Origin of the sequence: Streptomyces tanashiensis, from assembly GCF_014648895.1 — a bacterium.
In the GTDB taxonomy this organism is placed as follows: Bacteria; Actinomycetota; Actinomycetes; order Streptomycetales; family Streptomycetaceae; genus Streptomyces; species Streptomyces tanashiensis.
Genome location: NZ_BMRZ01000002.1, coordinates 908,196 through 929,300, shown reverse-complemented (window position 1 = coordinate 929,300; position 21,105 = coordinate 908,196). Strand labels below are relative to the sequence as shown.

The 21,105-nt window shown below is 72.7% G+C and carries 25 protein-coding genes; 12 read left to right on the top strand and 13 right to left on the bottom strand.

The window, feature by feature from the left end:
- Window positions 1–618 precede the first annotated feature (618 nt).
- Together IE237_RS09745 and IE237_RS09740 are read left to right on the top strand one after the other, a co-directional pair.
- Window positions 619–1,689 (top strand): urease accessory protein UreH domain-containing protein, encoded by a 1,071-nt coding sequence (locus IE237_RS09745; protein ID WP_189801391.1) that lies wholly within the window; start codon window positions 619–621, stop codon window positions 1,687–1,689.
- Between the two features lie 10 nt (window positions 1,690–1,699).
- Window positions 1,700–1,963 (top strand): heavy-metal-associated domain-containing protein, encoded by a 264-nt coding sequence (locus tag IE237_RS09740; protein ID WP_229842490.1) that lies wholly within the window; start codon window positions 1,700–1,702, stop codon window positions 1,961–1,963.
- Between the two features lie 104 nt (window positions 1,964–2,067).
- On the opposite strand, the gene IE237_RS09735 is transcribed toward IE237_RS09740, so the two are convergent.
- Window positions 2,068–2,568 carry a GNAT family N-acetyltransferase gene (locus IE237_RS09735; protein ID WP_189801390.1) on the bottom strand — a complete coding sequence of 167 codons (501 nt, stop codon included), beginning with the start codon at window positions 2,566–2,568 and terminating at the stop codon, window positions 2,068–2,070.
- The gene (locus tag IE237_RS09730; protein ID WP_189801389.1) at window positions 2,565–2,927 is read right to left on the bottom strand and encodes an ArsR/SmtB family transcription factor; all 363 of its coding nucleotides are present in this window, start codon (window positions 2,925–2,927) and stop codon (window positions 2,565–2,567) included. Before IE237_RS09730 ends, IE237_RS09735 begins: the two co-directional genes overlap by 4 nt.
- A 164-nt stretch (window positions 2,928–3,091) precedes the next feature.
- On the opposite strand from IE237_RS09730, the gene IE237_RS09725 reads away from it, so the two are divergent.
- The 3 genes from IE237_RS09725 (at window position 3,092) to IE237_RS09715 (ending at window position 6,098) form a co-directional block, all read left to right on the top strand.
- The gene (locus IE237_RS09725) at window positions 3,092–4,465 is read left to right on the top strand and encodes an NAD(P)-binding domain-containing protein (RefSeq protein WP_189801645.1); all 1,374 of its coding nucleotides are present in this window, start codon (window positions 3,092–3,094) and stop codon (window positions 4,463–4,465) included.
- Window positions 4,466–4,507: 42 nt separating this feature from the next.
- Window positions 4,508–4,978: an ArsI/CadI family heavy metal resistance metalloenzyme gene (locus tag IE237_RS09720; protein ID WP_189801388.1), complete on the top strand. Its 471-nt coding sequence runs from the start codon at window positions 4,508–4,510 to the stop codon at window positions 4,976–4,978.
- Between the two features lie 61 nt (window positions 4,979–5,039).
- A complete protein-coding gene (locus IE237_RS09715) occupies window positions 5,040–6,098 on the top strand; it encodes a phosphotransferase family protein (RefSeq protein ID WP_189801387.1) in 1,059 nt (352 codons plus the stop codon).
- Window positions 6,099–6,239: 141 nt separating this feature from the next.
- Here the strand turns inward: IE237_RS09715 and IE237_RS09710 are convergent, their stop codons facing one another.
- The 4 genes from IE237_RS09710 to IE237_RS09695 form a co-directional block, all read right to left on the bottom strand.
- Complete coding sequence (locus tag IE237_RS09710; RefSeq protein ID WP_189801386.1) at window positions 6,240–6,512, bottom strand: hypothetical protein; 273 nt, start codon at window positions 6,510–6,512, stop codon at window positions 6,240–6,242.
- A 46-nt stretch (window positions 6,513–6,558) separates the two neighbouring features.
- Entirely contained in the window at window positions 6,559–6,825 is a 267-nt protein-coding gene (locus tag IE237_RS09705) for a hypothetical protein (RefSeq protein ID WP_189801385.1), read from the bottom strand.
- A gap of 110 nt (window positions 6,826–6,935) precedes the next feature.
- Window positions 6,936–7,145, bottom strand: a complete 210-nt coding sequence (locus IE237_RS09700) for a hypothetical protein (RefSeq protein WP_189801384.1) — start codon at window positions 7,143–7,145, stop codon at window positions 6,936–6,938.
- 4 nt (window positions 7,146–7,149) lie between these two features.
- Complete coding sequence (locus tag IE237_RS09695) at window positions 7,150–7,704, bottom strand: DUF5994 family protein (RefSeq protein ID WP_189801383.1); 555 nt, start codon at window positions 7,702–7,704, stop codon at window positions 7,150–7,152.
- Window positions 7,705–7,986: 282 nt separating this feature from the next.
- Here IE237_RS09695 and IE237_RS09690 point away from each other — a divergent pair, with 282 nt between their 5' ends.
- The 3 genes from IE237_RS09690 to IE237_RS09680 are packed head-to-tail and all read left to right on the top strand — an operon-like array spanning window position 7,987 to window position 9,035.
- Window positions 7,987–8,481, top strand: coding sequence for a DUF5994 family protein (locus IE237_RS09690; protein WP_189801382.1), 495 nt, complete (start codon window positions 7,987–7,989; stop codon window positions 8,479–8,481).
- Window positions 8,478–8,834: a PRC-barrel domain-containing protein gene (locus tag IE237_RS09685; RefSeq protein ID WP_189801381.1), complete on the top strand. Its 357-nt coding sequence runs from the start codon at window positions 8,478–8,480 to the stop codon at window positions 8,832–8,834. Before IE237_RS09690 ends, IE237_RS09685 begins: the two co-directional genes overlap by 4 nt.
- A 30-nt stretch (window positions 8,835–8,864) precedes the next feature.
- Window positions 8,865–9,035: a hypothetical protein gene (locus IE237_RS09680; protein ID WP_189801380.1), complete on the top strand. Its 171-nt coding sequence runs from the start codon at window positions 8,865–8,867 to the stop codon at window positions 9,033–9,035.
- A 9-nt stretch (window positions 9,036–9,044) separates the two neighbouring features.
- On the opposite strand, the gene IE237_RS09675 is transcribed toward IE237_RS09680, so the two are convergent.
- From IE237_RS09675 to IE237_RS09665, 3 genes are all read right to left on the bottom strand, one after another.
- Window positions 9,045–10,244, bottom strand: a complete 1,200-nt coding sequence (locus tag IE237_RS09675; protein ID WP_189801379.1) for a PP2C family protein-serine/threonine phosphatase — start codon at window positions 10,242–10,244, stop codon at window positions 9,045–9,047.
- A gap of 345 nt (window positions 10,245–10,589) precedes the next feature.
- Window positions 10,590–11,318 (bottom strand): YqeB family protein, encoded by a 729-nt coding sequence (locus IE237_RS09670; RefSeq protein WP_189801378.1) that lies wholly within the window; start codon window positions 11,316–11,318, stop codon window positions 10,590–10,592.
- Window positions 11,319–11,372: 54 nt separating this feature from the next.
- Window positions 11,373–12,662, bottom strand: coding sequence for a DUF418 domain-containing protein (locus IE237_RS09665; RefSeq protein WP_229842489.1), 1,290 nt, complete (start codon window positions 12,660–12,662; stop codon window positions 11,373–11,375).
- A gap of 116 nt (window positions 12,663–12,778) precedes the next feature.
- On the opposite strand from IE237_RS09665, the gene IE237_RS09660 reads away from it, so the two are divergent.
- The 3 genes from IE237_RS09660 (at window position 12,779) to IE237_RS09650 (ending at window position 15,326) form a co-directional block, all read left to right on the top strand.
- Window positions 12,779–13,435 (top strand): GNAT family N-acetyltransferase, encoded by a 657-nt coding sequence (locus tag IE237_RS09660; RefSeq protein ID WP_229842488.1) that lies wholly within the window; start codon window positions 12,779–12,781, stop codon window positions 13,433–13,435.
- Window positions 13,432–14,337 carry a PaaX family transcriptional regulator C-terminal domain-containing protein gene (locus tag IE237_RS09655; protein WP_189801377.1) on the top strand — a complete coding sequence of 302 codons (906 nt, stop codon included), beginning with the start codon at window positions 13,432–13,434 and terminating at the stop codon, window positions 14,335–14,337. Before IE237_RS09660 ends, IE237_RS09655 begins: the two co-directional genes overlap by 4 nt.
- A 158-nt stretch (window positions 14,338–14,495) precedes the next feature.
- Window positions 14,496–15,326 carry a bestrophin-like domain gene (locus IE237_RS09650; RefSeq protein ID WP_189801376.1) on the top strand — a complete coding sequence of 277 codons (831 nt, stop codon included), beginning with the start codon at window positions 14,496–14,498 and terminating at the stop codon, window positions 15,324–15,326.
- Here IE237_RS09650 and IE237_RS09645 read toward each other — a convergent pair.
- Window positions 15,310–15,684, bottom strand: coding sequence for a zinc-binding dehydrogenase (locus IE237_RS09645; protein ID WP_189801375.1), 375 nt, complete (start codon window positions 15,682–15,684; stop codon window positions 15,310–15,312). The genes IE237_RS09650 and IE237_RS09645 overlap by 17 nt on opposite strands.
- 159 nt (window positions 15,685–15,843) lie before the next feature.
- Window positions 15,844–16,797, bottom strand: a complete 954-nt coding sequence (locus IE237_RS09640) for a terpene synthase family protein (protein WP_189801374.1) — start codon at window positions 16,795–16,797, stop codon at window positions 15,844–15,846.
- 347 nt (window positions 16,798–17,144) lie between these two features.
- Between IE237_RS09640 and IE237_RS09635 the strand changes: the two genes are divergently transcribed.
- Complete coding sequence (locus IE237_RS09635; protein WP_189801373.1) at window positions 17,145–19,163, top strand: ATP-binding protein; 2,019 nt, start codon at window positions 17,145–17,147, stop codon at window positions 19,161–19,163.
- Between the two features lie 39 nt (window positions 19,164–19,202).
- Here IE237_RS09635 and IE237_RS09630 read toward each other — a convergent pair whose 3' ends face one another.
- Together IE237_RS09630 and IE237_RS09625 are read right to left on the bottom strand one after the other, a co-directional pair.
- Window positions 19,203–19,964, bottom strand: coding sequence for a MerR family transcriptional regulator (locus tag IE237_RS09630; protein WP_189801372.1), 762 nt, complete (start codon window positions 19,962–19,964; stop codon window positions 19,203–19,205).
- A 136-nt stretch (window positions 19,965–20,100) separates the two neighbouring features.
- On the bottom strand, window positions 20,101–21,069 hold the full coding sequence (locus tag IE237_RS09625) for an ArsR/SmtB family transcription factor (protein WP_229842486.1): 969 nt from the start codon (window positions 21,067–21,069) through the stop codon (window positions 20,101–20,103).
- Between the last annotated feature and the right edge of the window lie 36 nt (window positions 21,070–21,105).

Below are 21,105 nucleotides of genomic sequence, written 5' to 3'. Positions count from 1 at the left end.
CGTTCGTGAGGTGATGCCCGACGTCGGTCGCTGACCGGTGTCGCCCAGCATGACGGGCATGGTGCGCCGTCTGCCGATGCCGCTCCGGGCATGGTCCGGGGCGCTTCTGGTGTGCGCGCTGCTGTTCTGCCTGGGCGGGCTGGCCCGCCCGGCGATGGCGATGGCCCCGATGGCTCCGATGTCTCCCGCGATGCCGGGCATGGCCATGGAGGCGATGGGCGCTCCCGCTTCGACTTCCGCTCCCGCTCCTACGCCCGCTCTCGCTTCGGCAGCCGGCGATCCGGCTGCCGCGACGGCGGCCGAACCGGGTGCGGCCGGTACGCGGTGTCCGATGGTCGATCCCCAGTGCGTGTCGCCCCAGGGCACCCTCACGCAGGACGTTCAGCCGCTTGCGGATCCCATCGGCCCGTCGTCGACCTCGCCCTGCGCCCATGTCCCGGACACGGCCTGGCCCCACGCGCCGCCCGAGCCCCTTCCCCCTCCTGATCCGCATCGACTCTGCGTATCGCGGACGTGATACCGACCGCCCGTGAGGCCCTGCCGCCTCCCGGGCCGCCGGTCCTCTCACGTCCACTTCGGCACGCCCGCGTGCCGTCGCAGAATCAGGAGTCACGACGCATGCCGTCGTCCATCGCTCTGTTCATGACCGGTGCCGGCACCGGTCTTCTCGCCGGCGGGGCCTCGTGCGCCGCCGTTCAGGGGGGTCTCTTGGCCGGGGCGGTCACCCGCCGTGCGGCCGACAGCCGGAAGCCTTCCGCCGGAGGCCCGCTCCCCGCGGTGAAGCCCGGCGACCTCGCCCCGGTCGGGGCGTTCCTGGCCGGGAAACTCGCCTCCCACACGGTGCTCGGCGCCCTGCTCGGTACCTTCGGCAAGACCCTTCAACCCGGCCCGCGCACCCAGGCGGTGCTGCTGATCATCGCCGGGGCGCTGATGCTGCTGTTCGCGCTCGATCTGTTCGGGGTCAAGGCGGTCGGGCGGCTCGTGCCCCGTCCGCCGGCCTCCTTCGGCCGGGTGGTGCGGCGCAGTGCCAGGACGACGTCGGCCCTCACGCCGGCGCTGGTCGGCTTCGCCACCGTCCTCGTCCCCTGCGGGGTGACGCTGTCGGTCGAGCTGGTCGCGATCACCTCCGGCTCGCCCGTGGCCGGGGCGGCGGTGATGGCGGGCTTCGTCCTCGGCACCGCACCGCTGTTCACAGTCCTCGGCCATCTCTTCCGCCGGGCCGCCGGATCCGTCTCTGCGCACCTGCGTAGCCTCACGGGCGTCGTCGTCCTGACCGTGGCGGTCTGGACGATCACCTCCGCGCTGCAGGCGGGCGGCTGGGTCTCCTTCGGTACGGACGCCCGGCCGGCGGTCGCGGCCGCCGAGCCGCCCGCAGGGCCGAGGGCCCAGGCCGCGTCGGACGCCCCGGTGCGGTCGGACGCCTCGGGGAAGCAGATCCTCACCCTCACGGTCACGGACTTCTACGAGACGACGGCCTTCGCCGCCAAGGCGGGCGTGCCCACCGAGCTGGTGCTGCGCGGCAAGGACGCGGGCGGCTGCGCTCGTGCCTTCACGATCCCGGCGATGGGCGTACGGGAGATCGTCAAGGAGAACGGCGACACCGCCGTCGACCTGGGCACGCCCAAGGCGGGGACGCTGCGCTTCTCCTGCGCCATGGGCATGCAGACCGGCGTCATCGACTTCGCGTGAGGAGGCTTCCGTGAGCCTGTTCGGCCGTAGGAACAAGAAGGCCCCCGAGACGGGGGAGGAGCTGGTGCTGCTGGTGGAGGGCATGCACTGCTCCAGCTGCGGAATGCTCATCGACGACGAGCTGGAGGAACTGGCGGGCGTCCGTTCCGCGCGTACCGACGTCCGCAAGGGGCGGACCGTGGTGCGCCTGGAGGAGGGCGTCGACGTGGACGCCGACGCGCTCGTGGCAGCGGTGAAGGGCGCGGGCGACTACACCGCCCGGCTCGCGGACTGACGGAGCATGCGACGGCCCGGCCGGGAACGCCCGGCCGGGCCGTCGCATGCTGTCGCAATGCCGGCCCTCTGGAGCGGCGGCTCTGGTGGGCGTGGCCGGGCCCGTCAGCCGATGTGGGGGCTGCGGCGTTCGACCAGGACGGTGTCGCGCCAGACGCCGTGCAGCCGGCCGATGCGTTCGCGGGTGCCGATGACGCGGAAACCGGCGCGGGCGTGGACGGCGAGGCTGGCGGCGTTCTCGGGGAAGATGCCGGACTGGATGGTCCAGATGCCCGCCGCCTCGGTGGACGCGACGAGCGCGTCGAGGAGCGCGGAGGCGACGCCTCGGCCCCGCGCCGCGGGGTGCACGTAGACCGAGTGCTCGACGACTCCGGCGTACGCGCACCGGTCGGAGACCTTGGTGGCGGCGACCCAGCCGAGGACGCGCCCGGTCTCGTCGAGGGCGGCGAAGCGGTGCTCGGGCAGCTTGGCCGCGTCGAAACGCTCCCAGGTCGGGGCGGTGGTCTCGAAGGTGGCGTTCCCCTCGTCGACACCGGCCTGGTAGATCGCGACGACCGCGTCGGCGTGCGCTGCGGTGAGCGGCACCACGACGACGGAGCCGGTCATACGGCGGCCGCCCTGGTGAGCAGCTGACCCATCGCCGCCAGGACGGCGGGCTCGACGCGGTAGTAGACCCAGGTGCCGCGCCGCTCGGAGGAGAGCAGCCCGGCCTCCTTCAGCTTCTTGAGGTGGTGGGAGACGGTCGGCTGGGAGACGCCCACGTCGGAGATGTCGCAGACGCAGGCCTCGCCGCCCTCGTGCGAGGCGATGGAGGAGAAGAGCCGCAGCCGGACCGGATCGCCGAGCGCCTTGAACATGACGGCCGTCCGCTCGGCCTCCTCGGCCGTCAGCGGCCGCTCCGCCAGGGGCGGGCAGCAGGGCTCGACGGTGGGCTCCAGGAGCGGCAGCGCCTTCGCGTTCGACATGTGTCTATGTTGACACACATCGAACTAAAGGTGCGGGGCCGAGCGGTCGGCGAGGCATTGCACCGCCTTTAATTCGATGCATGTCTATGTTGACGCTCATCGATGCAGGTGTCATCCTGAAGGCGCAGGAGATCGACGAACATCGATATACAAGGGGAATCGGCATGAACGACATCGCCACCGAGCAGCTGCCCGTCGTGGTCATCGGGGCCGGTCCCGCCGGCCTGGCCGCCGCCGCCCACCTCGTGGACCGTGGCGTGGAGCCGGTGGTCCTGGAAGCGGGCGCGCAGGCGGGTGCGGCGGTGCGCGAGTGGTCGCACGTGCGGCTCTTCTCCACCTGGGGCGAGGTCACCGACCCGGCGGCCGAGAAGCTCCTCGCCCCCACCGGCTGGGTGAAGCCGGACGCGGGCACGTACCCGACGGGTGGCGACTGGGCGGCCGACTACCTCCAGCCGCTCGCCGACGTCCTCGGTGAGCGCGTCCGGCTCGGCGCCCGGGTCACCGGAGTCTCCCGCGTGGGCCGAGACCGGATCGTCGACGCCGACCGCGAGACCCAGCCCTTCACCGTCCATGTCGATTACGCCGACGGGCGCGAGGAGAGGATCCTCGCCCGCGCCGTCATCGACGCCTCCGGTACGTGGTCGGTCCCGAGCCCGGCCGGCGGGGACGGACTCCCCGCCCTGGGCGAGCGCGCGGCGGCCGACCGGATCTCCTACCGCGTCCCCGACCTGAGCGACCCCGCCGTACGAGGCCGGTACGCGGGCAGTCGTACGGCCGTCATCGGCTCCGGGGCCTCCGCCTTCACCGCGCTCGCGTCCCTCGCCGACCTTGCGAAGTCCGAGGACGGCACGGGCACGCACGCCACCTGGATCCTCCGCCGGGGCATCTCCGGCTCCACCTTCGGAGGCGGCGCCGCCGACCAGCTCCCCGCGCGCGGCGCCCTCGGCCTCGCCGCCAAGGCGGCGGTCGACGCGGGGCACGCGGACGCCGTCACCGGCTTCCGTACAGCCGTGATCGAGCGGGACGGCGAGCGGCTCGTCCTGGTCGCGGAGGACGGCCGACGCCTCGACCCGGTCGACGAGGTCATCGTCCTCACGGGCTTCCGCCCCGACCTGACCTTCCTCGACGAACTCCGCCTCGGCCTCGACGAGCGCCTCCAGGCCCCGGTCGAGCTGGCTCCGCTGATCGACCCCAACCAGCACTCCTGCGGCACGGTCTACCCGCACGGCGTCAACGAGCTCTCCCACCCGGAACCCGGCGTCCACCTCGTCGGCATGAAGTCCTACGGCCGCGCCCCGACCTTCCTCGCCCTCACGGGGTACGAGCAGGTCCGCTCCGTCGTCGCCGCCATCGCCGGCGACCGCGCGTCCGCCGAGCGCGTCGAACTCGTCCTCCCGGAGACGGGGGTCTGCGGCGGAGCCGGCCTCTTCGACCAGCCGCAGACCGACGAGACGGCGGACGGCGGCGGTTGCTGCGCCCCCGCCCCCGCGCTCATCCAGCTCGGCGCCGGCTCCCCGGCCGCCTCCGGCGGCTGCTGACCTGGCCCGGCCACCCGCCCCGCTCACAGCAGGAGGACCGTCATGTCTCGCGTACAACTCGCCCTGCGCGTCCCCGACCTGGCGGCATCCGTCGCCTTCTACACCAAGCTCTTCGGCACCGAGCCGGCCAAACTCCGCGACGGCTACGCCAACTTCGCCCTCGCCGAACCGCCGCTCAAACTCGTCCTCATCGAGGGCGTCGACGGCGAGGACACCCGCCTGGACCACCTCGGCGTCGAGGTGGACAGCACCGCCGCCGTCCATGCCGCCACCACCAGGCTGGCCCAGGAAGGTCTCGCCACCACGGAGGAGAACGACAGCACCTGCTGCTACGCCCTCCAGGACAAGGTGTGGGTCCACGGCCCCGGCCGCGAGCCGTGGGAGGTGTACGTCGTCAAGGCCGACGCCGACTCCCTGGCCAAGCGGCAGACCAGCACGTGCTGTTCCACCCCGGCAGCCGCCGACGCCCGGGCGGGCGAGCCGGCGACCGCCACCGCCGGCGGCTGCTGCTGATCGCCCCCGCAGGGTCAGGGTGCTCGCTCGCATGTGCGAAGCAACGGCTAGGCTCGGCGGCATGCTGACCCCTGTTCCGTTCCATGAGGCGCTGCTCTCCACCGTGGGCACCCCCCAGCAGGCCGAACTCCTCGACAGCAGTCCGCGGTCACGAGTGTGGCGAGTGCGGCTGACCGACCGACGCCTGGTGATCGTCAAGCAGATCACCGACGACGGGGACGCGGGCGCCGACGCGAGCACGCGCTTCGCGCGGGAGGTCTCCGGGCTGCGCCTGGCGGGGCGGGGCTCCGAGCCCGCCGTGGCTCCCGCGGTGCTCGCCACGGACCCGGCCTCGCGGGCGATGGTCCTTGAGCACGTGGAGGACCTCGGCAAGACGGACGACTGGATGCCGGGGTACGCCGAGTCGCTCGCCCGGCTGCACGCCCTGACCGGGCCCGCCGACGCGGGCGCACTGCCGGTCTTGTCGGGGCCCACGGCCGGCGACGCGGAGTCCTTCCTCGCCCTGGCCAGGGCGCTCGACGTGCCCGTGCCGTCCACGGTTCCCGATGAACTCGCCGGTCTTCTTGAGCGGTTGGACCCCACCGCGCACCATGCGCTGCTGCACGGCGACCCCTGCCCCGGCAATGATCTGCGCACCGCCGACGGCGTCCGCTTCGTCGACTTCGAGCGGGCCGCGCTCGGCAACGGCCTGATGGAACTCGCCTACTTCCGCATCGGCTTCCCCACCTGCTGGTGTGCCATGTCCATCACCGCGGCCCCGCTCACGGAGGTCGAGGACGTCTACCGGACCACCTGGCGCGGCCTCACCGGCAAGGACGTGTCGGGTGACCTCGCCGACGCGTGTGCGGCGTGGCTGATCCAGGGCGACGCACTCGTCGAGCGGGCCCACCGCGGGACGGCCGACCAGCTCGCCCGGGTTCCCGCCGAGGACTTCGAGTGGGGCAACGCCACCGCCCGTGAGCGGCTCGTCCACCGCCTGGGCGTGGTCGCCGACATGACCCGCGACCACGACCATCTGCACGCCCTCGGCCGCCTCAGCTCCGCCCTGGCCGACCGCCTGCTCGCACGCTGGTCGACACTGCGTCCGCTGCCCGGGCAGGACGCCCGCCCCTGGTACTAGGGGGGACGAAGTACATCATGCGCATCAACACATCATGCGCATCAACGGCATGAAGGTCAGCGGCCTCCGACGGGAGGCCGGACGCGCATCTTCCTCCGCGCCGGTTCATCGTCGGGAGAACGGGCCGCCGGGCGGTCCGGCTCATCCGCGTTCTTCCTCCGCGGCCTCCATGCGGAGGATCCCCTGGTGGGTCAGGGAGGCCATCGCGGGAGTGTTGCCCGGTTCCCAGTCGACGGTGATCAGCCCCTCGCTGACGAGATAGGTACAGGCGGCGGCCAGGTCCTCCTCCGGGATGCGCAGGTCGTTCCCCAGTTTCCGCCCCGGGACTCCGAGGAGTCGATTGCCTTCGGTGGCTTCGTAGAGGGCGGTCAGGACCCGTTCGCGGTAGGCCTGTCGCTCGCGGAGTGTCGCCATGACCGAGTCCTTTCCTGCCCGTCCCGTCGGGAACGGCCGGCGCTGCTCACACCTCGTCGACGTGGGTGCCGGAGCGAGAGGACGGTCTGCTGGTGGCGAGCCAGGAGAGGGCGGGTTCCGCGGCGGAGCCGGTGTCGACGGTGAGGTGAAGCCGTGTGCCGCCTTCGGGAACGGGGTAGCTGCGCTGCTCCGCCCCTGCGAAGGAGCGGCGGATCACTTGGGCGACCGCGCGCGCGGCTTCGGGGGTGGCGGCGACGATGCGGATCTCGGCGTGTCCGGCCGAGGGCAGGGTCGCGGTGTCGGTGGAGTACAAGGAGCGTGGTCCCTTCACGGGCGAGCGAGAGGCCGGCGGGTGGGTTGTCCCGGGTGTCGGGTGCCCCACCCGCCGCCTTCGGTCGGAGGAGTGGTCGGGGGTGGTCAGGGTCAGGTGCCCGTGACCTCGCGGCGGTCGGCTCGGTCCTTCGCCGTGGGGTGGCCGTGGCCGTGGCCGGGCGGCCGGCGAATGGCGGGGAAGGGGTCGCCGAAGTGGTGGGCGGCGATGCGTGCGTCGTGCTGGGCGTTGAGCCGGTGGATCAGGCGTATGCCGAGCACGATCAGCAGGGCGATCGCGGCGAGCGTGATCAGGGTCTCCATGGGGTCACCTCCGCGGGATTCCCGGCATGGCGATCATTCGGGCGCCGACGATCGGGTGCCGCAGGGGCGGCGGGGATGCCCCGCCGTCGGTCTCCCAGGCGTCCTCGCTGCTTCGGGCGTCCCGCATTCGGCGGCCGGTCGCGGCTTCGTCGGACATCAGGACACCGGCGGCCAGAACGCTGCCGGGGACGGCGGCGGCGGTCATGAGCCGGGCGGCTGCGGCGGGTTCGGTCTCGGGCGGGATCACCAGCAGGTCGCAGCGGCCCACGCTGTAGGAGAGCAGGATCATCTTGTCGGGATCCTGCTCGGTGAACCAGCCGACATGCACGGTGTGCCCGGGGAAGGCGACCTTGTGCGGGACGACGGGCCAGTGGGTGGGGTTCACCGTGACGCGTGTGATGCGTCCGTAGCGCCTCTCCAGCGCGTCGACCAGAGGCGGAAGCTCGGCGGCGAGGTCACGCGAGTGAGGCCACCAGGCGCCGTCCAAAAGGCCGGCGAGGGTGGTCTTCGGTGTCAGTGACAGTCGCGCCGAAAGCGTGGGTGCCAGGGTCGTGGTCATGATCGCGGACCCGTCTCCGGGCCGCCCTGCAGGGCGGCCCAGTGTCTTGATCGCCGGAAACGACGTCCGCGTGGGAGCGGGTGCTCGACTTACTCCCGGTACTTTCAGCGTACTCCGCGCTGGGGTCGGACGAGCCGTTCCGGCCAGGTCATCTTCCCCGGGCCACGCCGCCCGGCCGGTGGCCGCGGGCAGGTCCACGGCCGCACGAGTACCGTGAGAACCACGGCGGCTTCTCGTCGGCCATGAGGTGTCGGCGGCCCCGTGCAGTCAGGCGAACCCACCATGGCCGAATCAGACGCCCCCACCCCTCCGAAGCTCCTTCCGGAGGAGATCCACCGAGCGGTGAGGCCCGGAACGGCCCTGCTCCGGCTGCGGACGACGCACTCTCGCGAAGGCGTTCTCGACGGCGCGTGGTGGCCCCGCTCCCGTACGCTCGCGGACGAGCTCCCCGCCCTGATCCAGGTACTCACCGAGCACCTCGGACCCCTCACACGGGTCGGCCTCGACAGCGCCGCCTGGGAGGAGGTCCCGACTCGTGTGGTCGTCGACGGCCGTGTCGTGCACCTCGACTCCTTCCCCGTCGGCGACGACACCGTCCTCATCACCCGTGGCGACACCGACCACTTCGCCCTCCTGGTGGTGCCCCCGGACACGACACCCGACGCGGCACGTGACGCCATGGCCCGTGCGGTCCGGGCCGACAACGTCACCCAGGCCGCGGAGATCCTCGTCGCCACGCTTCCGGAACCAGCGACCGACCGCGAGGAGCCGGCATGATCCAGATGGCGGACATCCGCGAGTGGCGAACCCACGACGTGGTGGACGCGCGGGGCCACAGGATCGGAGAGCTGGAGGCTGTCTACGTCGACACCAGCACCGATGAGCCGGCCATGGCCACGGTTCGGGTCGGCCTGCCCACCCGGCACCGTCTGGTGTTCGTCCCCCTGGATGGGGCGACGGTGGGGCCGGGGTACGTGAAGGTCGTTCACGACAAGGCGCTGGTGAAGCAGGGGCCTTCGATCGGCACCGACGACGTCCTTCCCGCCGGGGACGAGGAAGCGGTCTTCCGGTACTACGACCTCCCCTACGAGCCCGGGGCGAACGGTGAACGGCAACTGGCCCGCCGCTGAGCCCCCCGACCGACCGAGGAGGTGGCCCTCGTGTCGCTCTTCCTGGCCCTGATCATCGTGGCGATCGTGCTCGGCATCATCGGCGCCGTCGTCGACGGGCTGCTCTTCCTTCTGTTCATCGGCATCGTGCTGCTCGTGGCAGACCTCCTCTACATCGCCCTGCGCACGCGCCGCTCCGCCCGCAACCGCCCGGTCCGGTGACCCCCTCCGTCATCCGCGCCACTCGACCAGGACCAGCGTGGCGTCGTCCGAAGTGGCCTCGCCCCGTGCCCGCTTGAGGGTGTGGGAGAGGTCCCGTGCCACCGCGCGGACCTGCCGGTCAGCCTTCTCCAGCTGGTTCACCCACTCGATCAGCCGGTCCTCGCCGAACTCCTCCTGTCCGCTCTCGTGTTCCTCGATCAGACCGTCGGTGAAGCAGAGGACGCGATCCCCCGGTTCGAGCGTCACTTCGCTGACCTGCGGCTGTGCCCCTCCGAACCCGACCGGCAGGGTCGTGGGGCTGTCCAGGCGGCCCACGACCCGGTGACTGCGGATCAGCATGGGGGCGGGGTGCCCGGCGTTGACCCATTGGAGGCGGCCGGTGTCCGTGTCCAGCCGCATCATCTGCGCGGTCACGAAGTGGTCGGGGGCGAACTGCTCGGCGATGGCCCGGTCCATGAAGAGGTAGATCTCGGACAGCTCGATGCTGATCCGGCGGGCATGCCGGTACGCGCCGATGGCCACCGTCGCCATCGTGGCCGCGTCCAGACCGTGGCCCATGGCGTCGATCATGGCGAGGTGGAAGGTGTCCCCGTTCAGGGCGTAGTCGAAGCTGTCGCCCGCCACGTCGTAGGCGGGCTCCAGAACGCCGGCGACGGTGACGTGCGGCGTCACCATCGACAGCGGCGGCAGCAGGGACCACTGGATCTCGGCGGCGACGCTCATCGGTTCCCTGCGGCGCGTGCGGAAGAAAAGGTCGGTGTGGCCGTTCTTGGTCTGCATCATGTCCGCTACCAGACCGGCGATCCTGCGCAGCAGACGGCGGCCGTCGTCGTCGACCGCGTCCAGGGTGACGGCCAGGACACCCGACTGGTCACCCCCGTCCAGCAACGGCAGCAGGACCCGCACACCGTCGGGCAGCACGAGTTCGACCGGCCGCGAGGTGAGGAAGCACCGACCCGCGTCGGAGCCGTCGATGGACTGCGGCTCACCGCCCGCCAGCCCTTCGCCCCGCAGGGGGACCAGCCTCTGCTGCCCGTAGTCCTGGAGCAGGATCTGCGGATCCCGTCCCCCCAGCCGCGCCACCGTGTCGGCGAGGACCGCCCCGACCCGGTGCGGTGGCAGCTCGTGGGCCCGGTCCAGGAGCCCGCCCAGCAGCCCCTCCCCGAAGCTCTCCGAGCGATCCGGTCGCCCTGACGATCCGACGGTCATCCCGCTCCCTTCCGCAGGGCGACGGACGGGCTGTACGGCGCCCGCGCGCCGTGGCCCGGCGGGCACGGGAGCCGGGCCCGTGCCGACGATCTCGCCACCAGGATGCGCCTCGGAGGCAGGGCACGCCACACGGGTGCCGTGGAAGGCGGCCTCCGTGGCCGCGGTGACGACCTCGGGGGGACTCCTCCGGTGAGCGCGTGCCCGGGGTGGTGGAGTGCGGCACCGGCGTCACGACCTGGCAGCCCGGCCGGGCTGCCAGGACGGCAGCCCGGCCAGGCGCGTCTGTCGCGCGGTCGGTGTCGTACGGTGCAGCCCCGGCCGCGTGGCAGGGACAGCCCGGTTCACTCAGTGGCCGCCGGCCTCCCCCTGTTCGACGCGGCGCCACCACTGCCGCCTGCCCTCGTCGCGTACGACCACGCCGAGTCGCGCCAGTTCCTTCCTCAGGTCCGCGATGTCCTTCTCCTCGTTCTTCCTGAGGGCCTCGGACCGTGCCTTGAAGAGCGCGTTGCCGCCGGCCGGCAGGTCCGGTGTGTCCTCGACCCATCGCCTGTACGTGTCCCGGTACGGGTCGCCCTCCGGCAGCCACGGATAGCCGTGGGCGCGGAAGGCCTCCTCGAGTTCCGTGATCGACGGCAGGTCCGCGCCCTCGTTCTTGCTCTCCACGGCCAGCTCCTCGCCTCGCGAGCCCAGCACGACCAGGCGCCCGCCGTCGGCGAACACCGCGTGGACCGCGTGGCGGGGGACGCTCCGGGAGGCGTCGCCGCGGGCCGTCGTGACCTGGTCGTCCTCGATGGTGACGGTCACGTAGCCGTGTTCGGCCAGGAGGACGAGGACGCCCCCGGCCAGGGCCCCGACGAGCAGGCTGACGATCGTCGCCGCCGGCTCGGGCGCGTTGTCGATCAGCTTGACCGGGCCCTCCCACGGTATCCAGGGCCAGGAGGCCGCCCAGTGCGCCAGGAGTTTCAGCAGCCATCCGGCCACCGCGCCCAGGACGGGAAACCCGGCCGCCACCAGAACCCGGTTCGATGTCTTCTGTCGAACCACGGTCGTCACATCCGTGCCGGACATGTCCATGTGCCTTTCCTTCGTGAGGTCGGTCGGTCGGTCGGGACCGGGGATGTACGGGAACTAAGGCCTCGGCGGACGTATTTCGTCCCGGGCGCGCCACGGTGGAACCGACAGCGTGGTCCAGGCGCGCAGGAGCCACTCCAGCGGACCGTAGGCGTGGCGGCGCAGCCACCAGCGGCTCGCCACCGTCTGGGCCGCGAACAGGACCAGGGCGATCGCCGCGACACCGAGGGGTGCGACGCGGCCGATGAGAGCGGCCCCGAAGCCGGTGAACAGCAGGGCGCAGACGAGGGATTGACCGAGATAGTTGGTCAGCGACATCCGGCCCGCCGGCGCGAGCGCGGCGACCACCCCGCGGCCGTGGCGGCCGTGGACGAGGCGGAGCACCGTCGCCGCGTAGGCGGCGGCCAGCAGCGGAGCCGTGATCACGTCGACGCTCACGGCGAAGAGGTGGTAGGCGGACCCGGCGTGGTTCAGGCTCGCGTCCGCGTACACGAGGGCGCCCGGCAGACCGACCGTGAAGCCCGCCCACTGGAGCCGTCGCAGCAGTCGCTGATGGCGGTCGGCGTCCGCGAGGGCTCGACGGCGTCCGGCGGCCAGACCCAGCAGGAACGCGGCGAACGCGGACGGCGCCTGGAAGAAGACCAGTACGAACGCCATGTCGGGCAGGTCGCGGAGGTGGGCGCCGATGACCGAGGCCGGACCACCGCGCAGGGCCTCGGTCGTCTGCGCCGCGGCGGCGGCCGTGGACGGTGGGATCGAGTCGTCCCCGCCCGTGAGCCCGACGCCGAGCGCGAGGAGCGCGTACCCGACGGCGGTCACCACGAGCAGGACCACCGCGACCCGCACGGCCGTAGGGGGCCGGAGGCCGCGCAGCGCGAGCAGGACCAGGCCGAGCACGGCGTACAGGGTGAGGATGTCGCCGGGGAAGAGGACGACGGCGTGGACGACACCGAACGCGAACAGTCCCGTCAGCCGCCGCAGGAACCGCGGCGTGAAGCGCGCGCCGCCCCGGTCGGCCGAGTCCATCTGGAGCGTGAAGCTGTAGCCGAACAGGAAGGAGAACAGCAGGAAGAACTTCGCCTCGAAGAACACCGCCACCAGTCGGCGGACGGTCTCGCTCACGGGGCCGTCGAGGCCCGGGTCCTCCAGGCCGCTGCCGTGATAGGCGGAGGCCATGTAGGTGATGTTGACCATCAGGATGCCGAGGAGCGCGAAGCCGCGGAGTGCGTCGACCTGCGCCAGCCGGGTGCCGCTCGCCGGCTGCCGTTGCTCCTGGTGCCGTTCCTGTCGCTGTCCTGCCGCGGGGAGGGGGTGCGAGGGGTCCTCGCCATGCGTCCGGGCTCTCACGGCGCTCCAAACTAACGAATCCAAAACGATCGTGTCTCTCACGAGCGTACTATGATTGTCGGCAGGGGGGGTGAGGGAAGCCGCGCAGCGGTCCGCGTACCGAGGGAAGGCCGGTCTTGAACCCAGCACAGGAGCCGACGGGGCGAGGTCACAGCGGCTTCCCCCGCGCGTACCGGAGAATCCCCGAAGGGGCGGAGGAGCAGGTGGCCGCCTTGTACTGGGAGGCCTTCGGTCGCAAGCTCGGCGGGGCGCTCGGCCCGCCCGACGAGGGCCGCGCGTTCCTCGCCGCCCATCTCCACCACGACCGAGGGATCACCGCACTCGACGGCGCGGGCCGTGTCGTCGGCGTCGCCGGCTACCACCTCGCGGGCCGCGCCCTGATCGGTGGTTCGGCGCGTGACGTGCTGTCCGCGTACGGCTCCCTGCGCGGGCTGCCCCGGCTCGCCCTCCTCGCCCTGTTCACCCGCGAGCCCGCCGACGGCGAGCTCGTGATGGACGGCATCTGTGTCGCACCGGCGCAGCGGGGCGGTGGCATCGGCGGCCTGCTGCTGCGTGAGATCGTCGCCGTGGCCGCCGAGCACGACTGTTCCCGGATCCGGCTCGACGTCATCGACGTGAACCCCCGTGCCAAGGCCCTGTACGAACGCCACGGCTTCCGTACCGTACGCACCCGGCGGACCCCTTTCCTGCGGAAGCCGATGGGGTTCGGCGCCGTGGACACCATGCACCGGCCCGTCACGCCGGACGACCAGCGCGGAGGAATCCCCCGATGAATCACACAGAGCAGGACCGCGTGCGGCGTCCGGAGGTTGCCACCCGGCTGCTCGTCCACGCCCTGGTCCGTGAGGACGGGACGGTCGACGGTGGTGAGCTCTACGGCGTCGCCGAGCTCCTCGGCATGACCGATCAACAGGTCCGTCTGTGCGTCAAACGCCTGGTCGCCGAAGGCCGGTTCGTGCAGGACGGGCGAGGGCGCAAGGCCGTCCTGCGGGCCGTCGCCGATCCCTCCACCGGAACCTTCGCCCCCGACGCCGACCACGTCCGCCACGCCTACCGTCAGGACAGCGGACTCGCGCCCTGGGACGGCACCTGGCACCTGTTCGCGTTCGCGGTCCCGGAGGCGCGCCGCGACGCCCGCGACGCCCTCCGGGAAGCCCTCCTGCACCTGGGCGCCGCGCCCGTCCAGGGCGGCCTGTACGTCGCCGCCAACCCCATCGCCGGTCTCGTCGAGGCGCAGGCCCGGCACCTCGACGTCCTCGACAACGTCACCTTCCTCACCAGCCGGGACCTGCGCATCGGCGACGTCGAGGACCCGCTCCGACTGGCCGCCGCCATCTGGCCCCTGGACGAGATCTCCGCCCGCCACGAGCAGCTCGCCGCCTTCGCCGAGACGTGCGCGGACCGGCTCGCCCACGGAGCGGAGCTGTCGGGGGCGGAGCGGATCGGCCTCGCCGTGGAACTCGCCGCGGAGTTCAGCCGCGCCATGACCCCCGACCCGCTCCTGCCCCTGGAACTGCTGCCCCGGCCCTGGCCCGGCAGCCGTGCCCGCAGACTCGCCCAGGAGTGCTGGGCGGCCCTCCGTGCCCGCCCCACCGCCGCCCAGGGCACCGCCGTGTCACCCCTTCGGCTGTTCCGGCTGTACGGCGACGCGGTCACTCCGCCCGGAGGAGCGTGACGCCCCCTGTCGGCCGAGCCGTCGAGTCGTCCTGAACCCGTGGCACGGAGCTGTCGTGGCGACAGCGTGTTCCATCGCCGACACGGGCGAGTGATCATTCACCGTGATCGCCGCCGTGGAGCGAGAACGGCCGTGCGTCGCACCTAGACTCCGCGCACATGTCGCTCTGGCTCCTCAATCACTTCAGCACCTTCACCCTGGCCGCGGTCACCGTCGGCGGGACCGTCGTCCTCGCGGTGGCCGGCAGCGTGCTGCTCCGCCGCAGGTATCCGTCGCTGGCCCGCGGGGAGCACAACGACATGGTCGGGGTGACGCTGGGGATGTTCGGCGCGATCTACGGGATCATCCTCGCCTTCGTCATCGTCACCCTCTGGACGCAGCTGGACAGTACGCAGACCATCGTCGCGAGCGAGGCGACCGACGTCGCGCTCATCGCGCGCGACGCCGTCGCCTTCCCGCCCGAGGTGCGCACCGACCTCGATGCGGCGCTCAGCGGCTACGTCCACGCGGTCGTCGAGGACCAGTGGCCCCGCATGCGGGCCGGGCAGCCGAGCTTCGGGGCCACGGAGGGGCATCTCCGGGCGGCCTTCGACGTCCTCCAGGCGTACGACCCGAAGACATCGCGCGAGGAGGTCTTCTACGAGGAGGCCGTCACCCATCTCAACGACGTCGCCGCCCAGCGCCGGGCCCGCCTGACCATGGCCCAGCAGGAACTTCCGCCCCTGCTCCAGGTCCTGGCCTTCGGCGGCGCCCTCGTCCTCGTCCCGCTGACCTTCCTCTACGGCATGCGCAAGCTCAGGATCCAGCTCCTCTTCGTCGCCTCGGTCGCCGCCCTCATCGGCTTCAGCCTCCTCCTCGTCTTCGTCCTCGACCGCCCCTTCGCCGGTGAACTGAGCGTGAGCCCGGCTCCGTACCGGGAGGGAGCGCTCTCCCAGTACTGGGACCAGGGGGTGGCGGGGAGCGACGCCGGGGTCAGGAGTGGTGGATGACGACTTTGCCGAAGGGGGAGGCGTCGGCGTAGTGGCGGTAGGCGTCGACGGCCTGCTCGAACGGGAAGACGCGGTCGATGACCGGCCGGAGTCCGTGCGTCTCGATGAAGGCGTTCATCGCGGTGAACTGGGCGCGGCTGCCGACCGCCACGCTGCGGAGGGTGGCACCGGAGGCGAAGAGGGCCTGGGGGTCGAGCGGCGGGGCGGTCCTGCCGGTGAAGCCGACGCACGCGATCGTGCCGCCCAGGGCGATGGCGCGGACGGACTCGTGGAGGAGGCCGGCGACGTCGACGACACGGTCGGCGCCCCGGCCCTCGGTGAGGGCCCGGACCTCCCCGGCCCAGTCGGGGGTGGTCACGTAGTCGACGACGTCGTCGGCGCCGAGCTCGCCGCAGCACGGCCGAGGACGCCGAGCGGTACCGCTCCACCATGGGCGCCGCCGGCGACGACCCCCGGACCCGGCTGCGGAAGGGGCAGGCCGGGCCCTGGGGAAGGTGCCGGCCGGCTCGGTCGTCGGTCAGTGGCCGTAGCGGCCGGTGTCTATCTCCCACCGGTGGTAGCCGGCTATCCAGGCGGCCAGGCCGTCCACGTACCGGTGGGCCGCCTCGCGTGCGGCCGGGGTGAGGCCGAGGAGGTCGCATATCCCGGGGACATCGGCCGACAGCTCCACGAAGCGGTCGACCATGGTCTGTGCCTCGCGCATCACCTGGACGGCCGCCTGTTCAGGAGTGCCGCCGCGTTCCTCGCGGACGATCATCACCAGGTTGGCGACGTCGCCCCGGGCGAGTTCCTGGGCGTACGAGTGCACGTCGTTGGTGAACGACGGTATGTCGGCCGCCAGTTGGCGCATCCGGCGGAACACCGGGTGGTGCAGCACTTCCTGGGGCAGCTCGAAGCGGTTGAGCCGCTCGACCATGTCGAAGAGGGTCTCCATGGCGGCCGTGCCCCGGCGGAGCGCGAGGTAGCTCTCCCGGTCGGGGAGGCGGCCGGAGAGCCGGCCGGCGGCCTCGGCGGGGTGGCAGGCGAAGTACCACTCCCAGTTGTACGCGGACCGGGCCCGCCATCGCGCGGACATGCCGTGCAGGCTGCGCTCCCAGAGGTCGGCGAAGGCCCGCTCGACAGGGGTGCGGACGTCGGGCGCCGGGCCCTCCCCGTGCAGAAGGTCCGTCAGGCGGGTGCATATCTCGGCCACTTGTGCCGGGGCCCGGCCGAGGTCCGAGTCGAACCGGTCGTCGAAGAGGAAGTAGAAGCTGAGCAGGTCCGCGGCGAGGACGAGGTCGTCGGCGGCGGAATCGGGGCTGGTGAACGCGGCGAGGCGGGGCACGTCCCACTTGTCGTACGCCGGAAGGGCGATGGCGGCGGCGAGTCCCTCGTGACGGAGGAGCCAGTCGCGGTTGGGCTGCGCGACGAATGCCTGGTGCGGATTGCTGCGAGGCGGAAACGGCAGGTCGAGCGTGGTCGCTTTGGACACTGGCCCCCCAGGTTGTGATCCCGGGTGATCCCCTGACGCCCCCGGCGCGATGGAAGATTACTTGAATCGATCATCAACTGCCAGAAACGTCAAGCAGATCGCTTTCAAGCCAACGGAATTGTTACGTCCGTATCGATCGTGCGTGTCGGTCACGCGTTCCAGCGTTCGTTGCGGCGGGTGGTTCGTCCCCCGTCCGCGCCACCCATGGACGGGTGGGCGCGTTGGGATTGCCGTGACCCCGGTGCAGTGACGGTTCTGCATCCGGGACCTGCGGGTTCTGTGCCGACTCCCGATCGTGGCGGGTCGGCGGGCGAGAGCGAAGATCTGGAGGGTGCACGGTGCCGGAGATGTGGACTCGGGGCGAGGAAGACGAAGCCCGGTTCGTGGACTGCCTCCGGGACGGTCACGCCCTGGTCGGACGCGACGCGGAGCTCGCCGAGCTCCGGAGCGCCGTGTCCGGGCACCCGCTGGTCACCGTGACGGGCGCGGTCGGGACGGGGAAGAGCCGGCTGGCGCTGGCCGCGGTCACGTCACCCCTGGACGGCCCCTGGCGGACGGTGGTCCGGGTGCGGTGGCACGACGGGGTCCCCGTGGGACGCCGGGCGCTGACGGCGCGGGTCGCCCGCGCGCTGAGCGGTGCGGGGCTGCCCTGGGATCCGGTGGCCCGGAGCGGTGCCGGTACCGGTACCGGTGTGGGTGCGCATACGGACCTCGCCGTACCCGCTCGTACCCTCCCGGCCGGTGGGGTGCTCCTCCTCCTGGACGATGTCGACCCCGTGCACACGGAGTGCATCGGTCTGGTCCAGGCGCTCCGGATGGCCCGGCCGGCGGTACGGATCCTGGTGACCGCGCGGCGGCCGCTCGGGCTCGGTGACGAGAAGGTCGTCGGACTGGCGCCGCTGCCGGTCGACACGGCACCGGGCCGGGCGGGTGCGTCCCCGGCCGCGGAACTCCTGGTCGCCCGCGCGCGGGAACGCGGGTGGAGCGAGGAACCCGACCCGGCGGCCCTGGCGCGGGTGTGCCGCCTGCTGGAGGGCGTACCCCTGGCCCTCGAACTGGCCGCCGGCAGGCTGGGGGAGTGGACGATGGAAGAGCTCGCCGCCCACCTCGAAGCCGGCCAGTGCCGGCTCGCCGACCCCGCGCCGCTCCTACTGCGGCACCGCACGCTGCGGACCTCCCTCGGGGCCGTGCACGCCCTGTGCGAACCGGCGCAGCGCAGGGTCTGGCGCCGGCTCAGTGCCTTCGCCGGCTCCTTCACGGAGGCGGCGGCGGTGTTCGTGTGTGCGGGGTCCGACCTCGCGCCGCACGAAGTGCCGCCCGCCCTCGCGGTGTTGAGCGCCACCGGTGTGCTCCGGACCCTCGGGGAGGCGGGCGCGGTGAGCCTGCCCCGCTACCGCATGGCCCGGGCCGCCCGCGACTTCGGGACGGAACGGCTCGCGGCGGCTGGGGAGCGGCCGACGACCTGGGAGCGGCATGCCGCGCACTTCCGCGGAGTGGCGGCCGTCGCCGAGACCCTGTGGAGCACCGGCCTTCAGCGACAGGCGCTGCAGACCGTCCAGGACGAACACGACGACCTGATGGCCCTCGTGCACCGTGCCGGGGCCGGGACCGGTCATGCCGAGACGTCCCTGGAGGCCATGCTGCACCTCTGGTTCTGGTGGGCGGTCCACGACCACGCCCGAGAAGGCAGCGACCACCTGCACGCACTGCTCCCCCGGCTGCCGGCGGACAGCCGGCTCGTGGCGCGGGGCCGATGGCTCGCGGCCTGGCTCAGCACGGCGTGGGATCCGCGCACGGCGCACGAGCTGCTGTCGCTCGCCTGGCCCGCTGCCGTGCTCGCGGGCGACGACGCCCTCCTCGGCCGCATCGCCCATGTGCACGGAACCCTGGCCTGGCAGCGACAGGACCTCGAATCGGCCGCCGCGTACTACCGGCAGGCGGCGGACACCACGGCCGGCGGCGCTCCCGGAGGCCCGTCGCCCACCGTGAGCCTGGCCGCCCTGGCCGTGGTCCAGGCCCACCGCACCCCGACGGCGGCGGCCCGTACCGCCCGCCGGGCGCTCGCACAGCCGGACTGCGCGAACGACGCGTGGGCCACGGCGCTGGCCCACTACGCCCGTGCCTTCGCCGACCACCGCGCCGGACACACCGGCCGCGCCCGGCACCGTGCCCGTCGCGCCCTGGCGGACCTCGAAGCCCGGGTCGACGCCCCGCAGGCCCGCCGGGCCCTGCGCCTCCTTCTCACCTCCTTCGACCTCGCCACGACGGCGGCCGGCGCGCTGTCATCACGGCATCGCCCGCACGTCCCGGTACCCCGCGGCGGAACACAGAGCCCGCCGGCCCCGGCGGGCCTGGCCCAGCGGTGACCGTGTCCCCGTGAAGTGAGGCCCCGGCCGCTGCCCGCCTCAGCCCAGCCTGGACGCGGCGTACGCCTCGATGGCGTCGCGCTGGTACACGGCCAGGCCCGGTGCGATCGCCTCGTACGCGGCGCGCCACTGCTCGTTGTCCACGCAGGAGCGCCCGATGGCGCGGTACTCCTCGACGGAGACGGCGCGCAGTTCCGTCAGGGCCCGGTACTGGGCGTCCGTCGCGGCCTGCACGGGTCCGGCGTCGGCCGGCAGGCCCGCGGCCATCAGCTCGGCGAGCCGGACCATCTGCTCCGTGCGCTCACGCTGCCCGTCCTCGACGGCCCGGGCGCTCATGCCGGCGACCCGGCGGGCGACGGCCTCGGCGTGCTCGGGGAAGTCGCGCAGGGTCTCCTCGTACTGGGAGGGCTGAATGCCCTCGAAGAGATTCTCGGGTCGGTTGATCGCGGTCATGGGTGTGCCGTCCTTCCTGGACTGCTCCAGTTCGACGATCGTGCGGGAGACGGTGCCGGCCAGGGCGTCGAGCCGGTCCCGCTCGGCGAGCAGCCGCCGGTGGTGGCCGCGCAGCGCCTCCACCTCGTCGACCTGCTCGGAGAGGATCCGGCCGATCTCGGGCAGACCCAGGCCCAGCGCCCGCAGGACGAGGATCTGCTGCAACCGCAGGAGCTGGTGCTCCCCGTAACGGCGATGGCCACCGGCGCCGATCCGGGCCGGCGGCAGCAGGCCGATCTCGTCGTAGTGCCGCAGGGTCCGGGCGGTCACGCCCGACATCCGGGCGACCTCCGCGATCGGCCAGTCCATGGCCGCCTCCCACACGAGTGCGTCACGGGCCGGTCTCTCCGGCCCTGGTCAGGACGGTAGAAGCTGCCGCAGCGGCAACTTCAACCCCAGGATGCGGGCCGTCTCCGACGTGGACCGGAAATCCGCGGTCCGGCCGTCACCGGCCCGCTCCCGCGACGAGTTCCTCCGCCACGCGCGTGCGTGCGTACAGCACGGACCGTCCCGCCCGGTGGGCCGAGACGAGACCGGCGGCGCGCAGCGCGCCGAGGTGCTGGGACACTCCGCCGGGTGTGAGGCCGGTGCGCCCGGCCAGTTCGGTCGTCGACGCCGGTGCGGTGAGCTCCGCGAGCAAGTGCGCCCGAGACCGGCCGAGGACCCCAGACAGGGCCTGGGAGGCCGATTCCGGCGGGGCTTCCCACAGGGTGCCGATGCCGCGCGGGGGATAGCGCAGGGCCGGCTGGTACAGGGGGTCCGTCGTCGAGAAGATCCGGGGCCACACGAACGCCGACGGCACGAGCAGCAGCCCCCGTCCGTCCAGCTTGCGCACACCGTGGACGAAGCGGTGCTGGACGCTCAAGGTGCCCGCGTTCCAGGCGAGTCGGGGTTCGAGGTCCTCGAAGAGGGTCCTTGTCCCGCCCCCGGCGAAGCGACGGGCCCGGTACTGGATGTCGGCCTCCAGATGCGTCTGGATACGAGGCCAGTACGGGGCCATCGCGAGCTCCCAGAAGGCCGCGATGAGATCGGTGAGCCGCCCGAGCGCGCGCTCCGGGTCGGCCCGCAGCGCGTCGACGCCGGGCTGCGCCTCGGGCGCGGAGGCCCGGAGCCGCTCGGGCGGGGTGGCGCGCAGCGCGGCGAGCTCCACGGCGAGCGTCGGGCCGGAGGTGCTGGGCGGCGGGCAGAGGAAACCGGGGATGGAAGGCGCGGGCACCGGGACGAGTGAGGTCAGCGGCGTCAGGTCGAGCCGCGCGGCCGCGATCCGGTCCCGTACCCGCGCGGCCCAGCGGCGGTGCAGGGTCTGCTCGTCGGCCCCCGACAGCACGCGGACCGCGGCCACGACCTCCCAGAGCGGTGAGATGGCGAAACGGGTGCGCGCGACGTCCTCCGCCGAGAACTCGATCTCCAGCACGGGTGACCCCGCCTCCCTGACCTGCCGCCGTTCCAT

What these genes read in the sequence shown, in the direction of transcription:
- IE237_RS09720 (WP_189801388.1), top strand. Translation starts at nt 4,508, where the DNA reads ATGTCTCGCGTACAACTCGCCCTGCGCGTCCCCGACCTGGCGGCATCC.
- IE237_RS09695 (WP_189801383.1), bottom strand. Translation starts at nt 7,704, where the DNA reads ATGACCACGACCCTGGCACCCACGCTTTCGGCGCGACTGTCACTGACA.
- IE237_RS09675 (WP_189801379.1), bottom strand. Translation starts at nt 10,244, where the DNA reads ATGACCGTCGGATCGTCAGGGCGACCGGATCGCTCGGAGAGCTTCGGG.
- IE237_RS09685 (WP_189801381.1), top strand. Translation starts at nt 8,478, where the DNA reads ATGATCCAGATGGCGGACATCCGCGAGTGGCGAACCCACGACGTGGTG.
- IE237_RS09735 (WP_189801390.1), bottom strand. Translation starts at nt 2,568, where the DNA reads ATGACCGGCTCCGTCGTCGTGGTGCCGCTCACCGCAGCGCACGCCGAC.
- IE237_RS09655 (WP_189801377.1), top strand. Translation starts at nt 13,432, where the DNA reads ATGAATCACACAGAGCAGGACCGCGTGCGGCGTCCGGAGGTTGCCACC.
- IE237_RS09745 (WP_189801391.1), top strand. Translation starts at nt 619, where the DNA reads ATGCCGTCGTCCATCGCTCTGTTCATGACCGGTGCCGGCACCGGTCTT.
- IE237_RS09730 (WP_189801389.1), bottom strand. Translation starts at nt 2,927, where the DNA reads ATGTCGAACGCGAAGGCGCTGCCGCTCCTGGAGCCCACCGTCGAGCCC.
- IE237_RS09700 (WP_189801384.1), bottom strand. Translation starts at nt 7,145, where the DNA reads ATGGAGACCCTGATCACGCTCGCCGCGATCGCCCTGCTGATCGTGCTC.
- IE237_RS09690 (WP_189801382.1), top strand. Translation starts at nt 7,987, where the DNA reads ATGGCCGAATCAGACGCCCCCACCCCTCCGAAGCTCCTTCCGGAGGAG.
- IE237_RS09635 (WP_189801373.1), top strand. Translation starts at nt 17,145, where the DNA reads ATGTGGACTCGGGGCGAGGAAGACGAAGCCCGGTTCGTGGACTGCCTC.
- IE237_RS09710 (WP_189801386.1), bottom strand. Translation starts at nt 6,512, where the DNA reads ATGGCGACACTCCGCGAGCGACAGGCCTACCGCGAACGGGTCCTGACC.
- IE237_RS09725 (WP_189801645.1), top strand. Translation starts at nt 3,092, where the DNA reads ATGAACGACATCGCCACCGAGCAGCTGCCCGTCGTGGTCATCGGGGCC.
- IE237_RS09715 (WP_189801387.1), top strand. Translation starts at nt 5,040, where the DNA reads ATGCTGACCCCTGTTCCGTTCCATGAGGCGCTGCTCTCCACCGTGGGC.
- IE237_RS09630 (WP_189801372.1), bottom strand. Translation starts at nt 19,964, where the DNA reads ATGGACTGGCCGATCGCGGAGGTCGCCCGGATGTCGGGCGTGACCGCC.
- IE237_RS09670 (WP_189801378.1), bottom strand. Translation starts at nt 11,318, where the DNA reads ATGGACATGTCCGGCACGGATGTGACGACCGTGGTTCGACAGAAGACA.
- IE237_RS09650 (WP_189801376.1), top strand. Translation starts at nt 14,496, where the DNA reads ATGTCGCTCTGGCTCCTCAATCACTTCAGCACCTTCACCCTGGCCGCG.